Source organism: Streptomyces sp. NPDC030991 (assembly GCF_055571235.1).
The window spans coordinates 25,444-33,724 of the sequence record NZ_JBVIFR010000039.1; the positions used below are offsets into that span (position 1 = coordinate 25,444).

9 protein-coding genes are annotated in these 8,281 nt (G+C 71.8%); 8 read left to right on the forward strand and 1 reads right to left on the reverse strand.

Annotated elements, in window-relative coordinates; genetic code table 11:
* Nucleotides 1-40: 40 nt before the first annotated feature.
* The 4 genes from ACZ45E_RS38440 (at nt 41) to ACZ45E_RS38455 (ending at nt 3,252) form a co-directional block, all read left to right on the forward strand.
* Nucleotides 41-877 (forward strand): AraC family transcriptional regulator, encoded by an 837-nt coding sequence (locus tag ACZ45E_RS38440; protein ID WP_468230780.1) that lies wholly within the window; start codon nt 41-43, stop codon nt 875-877.
* 26 nt (nt 878-903) lie between these two features.
* Complete coding sequence (locus ACZ45E_RS38445) at nt 904-1,677, forward strand: AzlC family ABC transporter permease (RefSeq protein WP_468230782.1); 774 nt, start codon at nt 904-906, stop codon at nt 1,675-1,677.
* On the forward strand, nt 1,674-1,982 hold the full coding sequence (locus ACZ45E_RS38450; protein WP_468230785.1) for an AzlD domain-containing protein: 309 nt from the start codon (nt 1,674-1,676) through the stop codon (nt 1,980-1,982). Before ACZ45E_RS38445 ends, ACZ45E_RS38450 begins: the two co-directional genes overlap by 4 nt.
* A gap of 91 nt (nt 1,983-2,073) precedes the next feature.
* Nucleotides 2,074-3,252 carry a PucR family transcriptional regulator gene (locus ACZ45E_RS38455; protein WP_468230788.1) on the forward strand — a complete coding sequence of 393 codons (1,179 nt, stop codon included), beginning with the start codon at nt 2,074-2,076 and terminating at the stop codon, nt 3,250-3,252.
* A gap of 57 nt (nt 3,253-3,309) precedes the next feature.
* Here ACZ45E_RS38455 and ACZ45E_RS38460 read toward each other — a convergent pair whose 3' ends face one another.
* Nucleotides 3,310-4,260 carry a hypothetical protein gene (locus ACZ45E_RS38460; protein WP_468230791.1) on the reverse strand — a complete coding sequence of 317 codons (951 nt, stop codon included), beginning with the start codon at nt 4,258-4,260 and terminating at the stop codon, nt 3,310-3,312.
* A 79-nt stretch (nt 4,261-4,339) separates the two neighbouring features.
* On the opposite strand from ACZ45E_RS38460, the gene ACZ45E_RS38465 reads away from it, so the two are divergent.
* From ACZ45E_RS38465 to recX, 4 genes are all read left to right on the forward strand, one after another.
* Entirely contained in the window at nt 4,340-4,534 is a 195-nt protein-coding gene (locus ACZ45E_RS38465) for a DUF3046 domain-containing protein (RefSeq protein ID WP_468230794.1), read from the forward strand.
* Between the two features lie 59 nt (nt 4,535-4,593).
* Nucleotides 4,594-5,832 (forward strand): AI-2E family transporter, encoded by a 1,239-nt coding sequence (locus ACZ45E_RS38470; protein ID WP_468230796.1) that lies wholly within the window; start codon nt 4,594-4,596, stop codon nt 5,830-5,832.
* Nucleotides 5,833-6,169: 337 nt separating this feature from the next.
* Complete coding sequence (gene recA / locus ACZ45E_RS38475; RefSeq protein ID WP_468230799.1) at nt 6,170-7,288, forward strand: recombinase RecA; 1,119 nt, start codon at nt 6,170-6,172, stop codon at nt 7,286-7,288.
* A gap of 3 nt (nt 7,289-7,291) precedes the next feature.
* Nucleotides 7,292-8,092: a recombination regulator RecX gene (gene recX, locus ACZ45E_RS38480; RefSeq protein ID WP_468230802.1), complete on the forward strand. Its 801-nt coding sequence runs from the start codon at nt 7,292-7,294 to the stop codon at nt 8,090-8,092.
* Nucleotides 8,093-8,281 lie beyond the last annotated feature (189 nt).

The following is an 8,281-nucleotide window of genomic DNA, read 5'->3' on the forward strand; positions in this document are numbered from 1 at the left end:
ATGACTGGTTCATCGGGGTGATGTGGCGCAGAATGGAGGGATGGCGGGGAACGGCGAATGGGCACGTCACTGGCGGTACGAGCGGCTGCCGGGGCTCGACCTGCTGCGGGCCCGCTACCTCCGGCACACCTTCCCCCGCCACAGCCACGACGGCTATGTGTTCGGGGCGGTGAGCTCGGGGGTCGAAGAGGTCGGCATGCCCGACAGCACCGTGCACGCCGCTCCCGGCACCGTCGTCATGATCAACCCGGAGGTGGCACACACCGCGCGAGCGGGCGGGCCCGACGGCTGGTCGTACTCCACGCTCTATCCGTCGGCGCAGGTCGTCGGCGAGATCGCCGCGGAGACCAGCACGGTCCGCGGCACCGCCGGCTTCGGCGAGACCATCGTCTTCGACCCGCACGCCGCACACCTGATCAGAGAAGTGCACCGAGCGGCCGAGCAGGGCAACGCGCTGGCCGCCGACAGCCTGCTGCGGGTCGTCGTCGCCCGGCTGCTGCGGCGCCACGGCACGGCGCTCGCCCTGAGGCCGGGCCGGTCGGCGGGGGCCACGGCCGCCGCACGCGCGCGTGCGGTGCTCGAAGCGGACATGACCGACCCACCGTCCCTGGAAACCCTCGCGGCGGATCTCGGCACCAGCCCGTTCGCGCTCCTGCGGGCCTTCCGTGACGCCTACGGGATGCCGCCGCACGCCTGGCTCACCAACGCCCGGGTGCGCGTCGCACGGCGCCTCCTGGAAGGGGGCACGGCGCCCGCCGCAGCCGCCGTGGCCGTCGGCTTCACCGACCAGCCGCACCTCAACCGGCACTTCACCCGGATCGTCGGCGTCCCTCCCGGGGCCTACCAGCGGGAGCGCAAGAACGTACAAGACCTCTGAGGGCGGCTCCTCCTACAGTCCGGGTTGTGGCAGAACAGACAACACCCGCAGACATACGAACGCCGGACGGCCCCGCCCTCCGGCACACCGGTGAGAGCGGCAAACCCGACCGAGCGGTCGTCCGCGACGCGCTCGGTGTCGGCGTCGCCGTCGGCCTCTCCGGCTTCGCCTTCGGAGTGACCTCGGCGGGCAGCGGCCTCAGCGTGCTGCAGACCTGCGCGCTCAGCCTTCTGGTCTTCACCGGGGCCTCGCAGTTCGCGCTCGTCGGCGCGCTCGCGGCCGGCGGCAACCCCTTCACCGCCGCAGCGGGCGCGTTCTTCCTCGGAGTGCGCAACGCGTTCTACGGACTGCGCCTCTCCCAGCTGCTGGCCCTCCCGCGCGCGGTGCGCCCGTTCGCCGCGCACTGGGTCATCGACGAGACGACGGCCGTCGCCCTGGCCCAGCCGACGCGGCGCAGCGTGCGGATGGGCTTCACCGTGACCGGGCTGACCCTGTACGTCCTGTGGAACCTGACCACCCTCGTCGGCGCCCTCGGAGCAGAGGCCATCGGCGACACCGACGCCTGGGGGATCGACGCGGCCGGGCCCGCTGTCTTCCTCGCGCTGCTGGCGCCGATGCTGAGGACCACCACGGAGCGTGCCGTCGCGGCCGTCGCCGTCGTACTGGGACTCGGACTGCTCCCCGTGCTGCCCGCCGGGGTTCCCGTTCTGGTGGCCGCGCTCGCCGCCCCGGCCGTGCTCTACATAGAGGGGCGTCGCCGCACCGCCGCGTCCGACACCCCACAAGGAGGAGACCGGTGAACGTCTGGATAGCCATCGGTGTCACCGCAGTGGGCTGCTACGCCGTCAAGCTGATCGGTCTGCTCGTCCCCGCGGGCGCCCTGGAGCGGCCCGCGGTGAAACGGCTCGCGGCGCTGCTGCCGGTCGCGCTGCTCGCCGCTCTCACGGCGCAGCAGACGTTCGCGGAGGGACGCGTCCTGATCCTGGACGCCAAGGCCGCGGGGGTGGCCGCTGCCGCCGTCGCGCTGGTGCTGCGCGCACCGTTCCTCGTGGTCGTCGCCGCTGCCGTGGTCGTCACGGCGGGGGTGCGGGCCCTCACAGGGTGACCTGAACGGCGGCACAAGACAGCTGGGTAATGTGGCGCGTCACCACCAGCGGCCGCGTATGGACGCACGCGTCCAGAACCGAGGGGGAACCGTGCCTCTGTCGCCCGAAGCCCGCTCCCTCGCCGCGCGCTGCGAGCCGCACGTCAACGAGCTGGCCCGCCGCATGGCCCGGGACTCCTTCGAGGACCTGCCCGGCTACGCGGATCTGCCCGACGACGTGAAGGACCTGGAGATCGCCGCGACCGCCAGGTACGGCGTACGGCTGTTCCTGCGCCGCGTCAGCGACCCGGGACCCGATCGGCCCGGCAGCCACCGGCTGTTCCGCGAGCGGGCCGCCCAGCGCGCCGAGGAGGGCATGCCGCTGCACCTCCTGCTGCGCACCCACGCGCTCGGCGTCTACGTCCTGTGGCAGGCGCTGCGGGACGCCGCCCGCCCCGGCGAGGAGGCCGCCCTGGTCGAGCTGGTCGACGTCCTGCTGCAGAGCCACCCCGCTGTCATGGGCGCGGTCGCCGAGACGTACCTGGACGAACGCTCCGCCCTGGAGGCCGAACAGCACGCGCAGCAGCGCTCGCTGCTGCGCGGACTGCTCGACGGCATGGTCCCGCCCGGCCATGTGCTGCTCGACCAGCTCCGCCTCGAAGGGCCCGCCCTCGTTCTCGCGCTGAGTCCCGACTCGCCGCCCCCCGAAAGCCCGGTCGCGGTCCGGCGCCGGCTGCGGCGTCTGCAGACCGTCCTGGACCGCGTCTTCGGCCAGGAGGTACCCGCCCTCCTGGACGGCGCCGGGGGCCGGGTCATCGTCCCCCGGGACTGCGCCCCGCCGGCCGACCTGCCACAGCTCCTGAGCAAGGCCAGCGGGCTGCACGTGCGCGCCGCCGCGGTGCGGGCGGACGGGCCTGAGCACATCCCCGAGGCGGCCCGCACCGCGACCGAGATCCTGCGCATCGCGCGCGCGTGCGGGCTGCCGCCCGGCCTGCACCGTCTCGACGACGTCCTGCTCGAGTACCACCTCTCGCGGCGCAACGAGAGCAGCCACCGCATCGCCGCCCTCCTCGACCCGGTCGCGGAGCGGCCCGAGCTGCTGGAGACGCTGCGCACGCACCTCTCCCACCAACAGGACCGCCGAGCCACCGCCGCCGCGCTCGCGCTGCACCCGAACACCGTCGACAACCGGCTCGCGAAGATCGCCGAGCAGACCGGCATCGATCTGTCGTCGCCGCGCGGCACCGCCCTCGCGCTCGCGGCGCTGCTTCTGCGCGACTCCGAGGAGTGACTGCGCGGCCGCAGAAGGGCCGCTCTGCACGGCACGTTCATAGGCGCGCAGTGTGATCTACAAGGGACGTCCGTAGGCGCGCAGTGTGAGCAGCGCGTCGATCGTCACCATGGGGCGCGCTTCCAGAGAGGTGCCAGGGGCCCACTGGCGCCAGTTGACGGGCCAGCCACCGTCCTCCTGCTGTTCGCTCTCCAGGTGGACCAGAGCGCGGGTCATCTCCTCGTCGGTGAACCAGGAGCGGGCCAGCGAGCCGGGCGTCTTCGCGTAGTCGTACGGGAAGTGGTGCTCGTCCGGCGCGTAGCCGGGAGCCACCGGCCAGTCGTCCCGGCGCTCCGGATCGAGCACCGCCAGCCGCTGTTCGCGGACGAGTCGACCCAGCCGGTCAGCGGCGACCCGCGCGCGCGGGCGGTCCGGCACGCCGTCCAGGAAGGCGACCGCCGCCTCGATCTCGTACGGATGTGACGTGGTCAGGGCGTCGACGGCGGACCAGCAGAACTCGGTGGCCCGGAACAACCAGGCGTGCCACACCTCATTGCTGTGCAGCAGTCCCACCACCGGGCCGGTGGCCAGCAGCGCACCCGGCGGATCGTCCATGACGGGGATGAACGGGGCATGCGGATAGCGGCGCTGGCTGGGGTGCACCGCCGGAAGGGCGCCTTCCGGAGTGGAGGCGGCGGTCAGATAGCGGCCTACGCGGTCCACACGCCGCCCTGTGCACCGCCCGATCGAATCCAGGACGCGCAGCGCGTGGCCGGTGTGCAGGGGCTGGCTGGCCGGACCGCGCAGGTCGGGTTCGAGCGCGTGCCCGTAGCCGTCGTCCTCGTTGCGGTAGGCGGCCAGGGCGGTCTCGACGGCGTCGGCCGCGACGGGCGAGGCCGTCGAGAAGTGATAGGCGAAGCGGCGCTGTTCCAGGACGCGCGCGGTCTGCCAGATGAACCACTCGGCACGGGAGAGCGGGGAGTGTGCCGACATCGACGAGGGGAGTGGGGAAGCTCCGGTTTCGGCCATGCACCGACCGTAGGGCGGAAAGCGTTGCCGGAAAGCCTCCCCGGCCGGGCCCCACTCTCAGGGGCGGGATACTGGAGGCATGCGGTTGACGGTCTTTTGGCAGCTGATGGCGGATCACTTCGGATCCGGGAACGCCGACACGTTCGCGCGCGACCACGTGATGGCCGGGTTGGGCGGACGCACGGTGCAGGAGGCGCTCGACGCCGGCTGGGAGGCGAAGGACGTCTGGCGCGTGGTGTGCACCGCGATGGACGTGCCCGCCGAGAAGCGCTGACCGCGATGACGGACCGGCGGAGGTCACCGATCGTCCGCGGAGTGGGCGAGACTGGCTCCGTGGCAGCGACAGACGAGAACCCTCCGGTGACGGCCGACGCGGCACCGCCCGGCACGACGCCCCCCGAGCGGCCGCCCGGCCCTGCGCCCGCCCCGCAGGCGCGCATGCCGCGCTGGCTGCCGCGTGCCATGGTGCTCGCCCTCTCCCTCGTCGCCTGCTTCCAGCTGGGCAGTTGGGCCTTCCACCAGATCACCGGGCTGCTGATCAACGTACTGATCGCGTTCTTCCTCGCGCTCGCGGTGGAGCCGGCCGTGAGCTGGATGTCGGCACGTGGCCTGCGCCGCGGCCTGGCCACCGGCCTCGTCTTCCTCGCGGTGATGATCGCGTGCGCGGGCTTCGTCGTCCTGATGGGATCGATGCTCGCGGGCCAGATCGTGGACATGGTCGAGGATTTCCCGAAATACCTCGACCAGGTCATCAGCTGGGTCAACCAGACATTCCACACCGAGCTCAACCGGGTCGAGGTCCAGGACAGCCTGCTGCACTCGGACTGGCTCCAGAAGTACGTCCAGAACAGTGCGACCGGCGTCCTGGACGTGTCCGCGCAGGTGCTCGGCGGGCTCTTCCAGCTCCTGACGATCACGCTGTTCTCGTTCTACTTCGCCGCCGACGGGCCGCGGCTGAGGCGCGCGCTGTGCTCGGTGCTGCCGCCCGCCAAGCAGGCGGAGGTGCTGCGCGCCTGGGAGATCGCCGTCGACAAGACGGGCGGCTACCTCTACTCGCGCGGCCTGATGGCGCTGATCTCCGGGGTCGCGCACTACGTCCTGCTGCAGGTGCTCGGGGTGCCGTACGCGCCGGTGCTCGCCGTGTGGGTGGGTCTCGTCTCGCAGTTCATCCCGACCATCGGCACCTACCTGGCGGGCGCGCTGCCGATGCTGATCGCCTTCACCGTGAACCCGTGGTACGCGCTGTGGGTGCTCGTCTTCGTCGTCGTGTACCAGCAGTTCGAGAACTACATGCTGCAGCCGAAGCTGACCGCGAAGACGGTGGACATCCACCCCGCGGTGGCCTTCGGGTCGGTCATCGTGGGCACGGCACTGCTCGGTGCCGTGGGCGCGCTGATCGCGATTCCGGCCGTCGCGACGTTGCAGGCGTTCCTGGGGGCGTACGTGAAGCGGTACGACGTCACCGACGATCCCCGCGTGCACGGGCACCGCAGGCGCGGCGGCGCGTCGGTGCTCGCCCGGGCACGAGGTGCCCTGCGGGGGCCGAACGAGCCGAACGCCGAGGACCGGTAGCCGGGTTTCCGCCGGTCGGGACGTGGCAGGAGATGCTGGGCCGTCGGACCGCGCCGGTCGGATCGGGCCGCGGGACGGCCTCGCCCGAGGGGCTGAGGGGACGGGCGGCGGTGACTGCTCCGGCTCCGCGTGGTGCGCTTGACACCGAAATCGAACATCCATTCTTATGGAGCGTCCAGGGGCTTTCTCCCCAGGAATCCCAAGGGATCCGGAGAGAGTGACCGGGCGGCGAGCCTCGAGTTATCCACAGGCGGACGGGCGTCGAGGCCGATTGTCAGTGGCAGGCGTTAGCGTCTTTGACGTGAAGCGATCGACACAAGCAAACCGGGTGGAACCCATGGCAGGAACCGACCGCGAGAAGGCGCTCGAAGCCGCACTCGCACAGATTGAACGGCAATTCGGCAAGGGCGCTGTGATGCGCATGGGCGAGCGGCCGAATGAGCCCATCGAGGTCATCCCCACCGGGTCGACCGCCCTCGACGTCGCGCTCGGCGTCGGCGGCATCCCCCGCGGCCGCGTGGTGGAGGTGTACGGGCCGGAGTCCTCCGGCAAGACGACGCTGACGCTGCACGCGGTGGCGAACGCGCAGAAGGCCGGCGGCTCGGTGGCGTTCATCGACGCCGAGCACGCCCTCGACCCCGAGTACGCCAAGAAGCTCGGCGTCGACATCGACAACCTGATCCTGTCCCAGCCGGACAACGGTGAGCAGGCTCTGGAGATCGTCGACATGCTGGTCCGCTCCGGCGCCCTCGACCTCATCGTCATCGACTCCGTCGCCGCACTCGTGCCGCGCGCGGAGATCGAGGGCGAGATGGGTGACTCGCACGTGGGTCTGCAGGCCCGTCTCATGAGCCAGGCCCTGCGAAAGATCACCAGCGCGCTCAACCAGTCGAAGACCACGGCGATCTTCATCAACCAGCTCCGCGAGAAGATCGGCGTGATGTTCGGCTCGCCGGAGACCACGACCGGTGGCCGGGCGCTCAAGTTCTACGCCTCGGTGCGTATGGACATCCGCCGCATCGAGACCCTGAAGGACGGCACCGACGCGGTCGGCAACCGCACCCGCGTCAAGGTCGTCAAGAACAAGGTCGCGCCGCCCTTCAAGCAGGCCGAGTTCGACATCCTCTACGGCCAGGGCATCTCCCGCGAGGGCGGCCTGATCGACATGGGCGTCGACCACGGCTTCGTCCGCAAGGCCGGTGCCTGGTACACGTACGAGGGCGACCAGCTCGGCCAGGGCAAGGAGAACGCGCGCAACTTCCTGAAGGACAACCCCGATCTGGCCAACGAGATCGAGAGGAAGATCAAGGAGAAGCTGGGCGTCGGTGTCCGTCCGGAGGAGCCCGTCGTCGAGCCGGCCGTGGACGCGGTGGCCGGGGCGCCCGTCGAGGACGCCGCCAAGACGGTGCCCGCACCCAAGGCCGCCAAGACCAAGGCCGCGGCGGCCAAGAGCTAGTCCGTGACACGACGAACCGACTGGGCCGAGTACGACGCCGGCCCCCCTGCCCCTGGGGGCCGGGGGCACGGGGGTGACGAGGCGTACGACGCCGCCGCGTACGGGGACGCCGGGCACGAGCACGAGGGCGGCCACGAGGGCGACTCGGGGGACGGCGCGGCGGGCGGACCGCGCCGCGGGGGACGTTCGCGGGGCGGGGCCGGGCCGCGCGGACGCCGACGCAAGGGCGGGTTCGGGGACGCGCCCGGCGCCGCACAGGACGACGGCCCTCCTGACTCGTCGAGGGCCGAGCGAGGGGAGCCGTCAGGGGACCCGGCGGAGCGGGCGCGGAACATCTGCCTGCGCCTGCTCACCGGGACCCCGCGCACGCGCAAGCAGTTGGCCGACGCTCTGCGCAAGCGGGAGATCCCGGACGAGGTGGCCGAGGAGGTGCTGTCCCGGTTCGAGGAGGTCGGGCTGATCAACGACAGCGCCTTCGCGGACGCCTGGGTGGAGTCCCGGCACCACGGGCGGGGCCTGGCCCGTCGGGCGCTCGCCCGCGAGCTGCGCACCAAGGGTGTGGACTCCGCGGTGATCGACGAGGCGGTCGGACAGCTGGACGCCGAGCGGGAGGAGGAGACCGCGCGCGAACTCATCGCCCGCAAACTCCGCTCCACCCGCGGCCTCGACCGCGACAAGAGGCTGCGCCGCCTCGCGGGCATGCTCGCCCGCAAGGGCTACCCCGAGGGCTTGGCGCTCCGCCTGGTGCGCCAAGCGCTGGAAGAAGAGGGGGAGGAGACCGAGGACTTGGATTTCGGGGAGTAAGGCCGGCCGCCCCGCCGGGGCGGGGACCTGGGCACGGCTGACGGGGCGAGGGTCAGGGCCGGGCGGGCGTGCGCGCAGGTTGTGTGTGCGGCCGGGCCCTAGCTGTAATGCCGCGGGAGGTTGTGGACGGGTGATGCAGGTCTCGGCTTAGGGATCTTGAACGGGTGAGGGCCTTCCGGGTTCGGTGTG

Coding starts and splice junctions, on each gene's coding strand:
- recA (WP_468230799.1), top strand. CDS start 6,170: ATGGCAGGAACCGACCGCGAGAAGGCGCTCGAAGCCGCACTCGCACAG.
- ACZ45E_RS38440 (WP_468230780.1), top strand. CDS start 41: ATGGCGGGGAACGGCGAATGGGCACGTCACTGGCGGTACGAGCGGCTG.
- ACZ45E_RS38465 (WP_468230794.1), top strand. CDS start 4,340: ATGCGGTTGACGGTCTTTTGGCAGCTGATGGCGGATCACTTCGGATCC.
- ACZ45E_RS38460 (WP_468230791.1), bottom strand. CDS start 4,260: ATGGCCGAAACCGGAGCTTCCCCACTCCCCTCGTCGATGTCGGCACAC.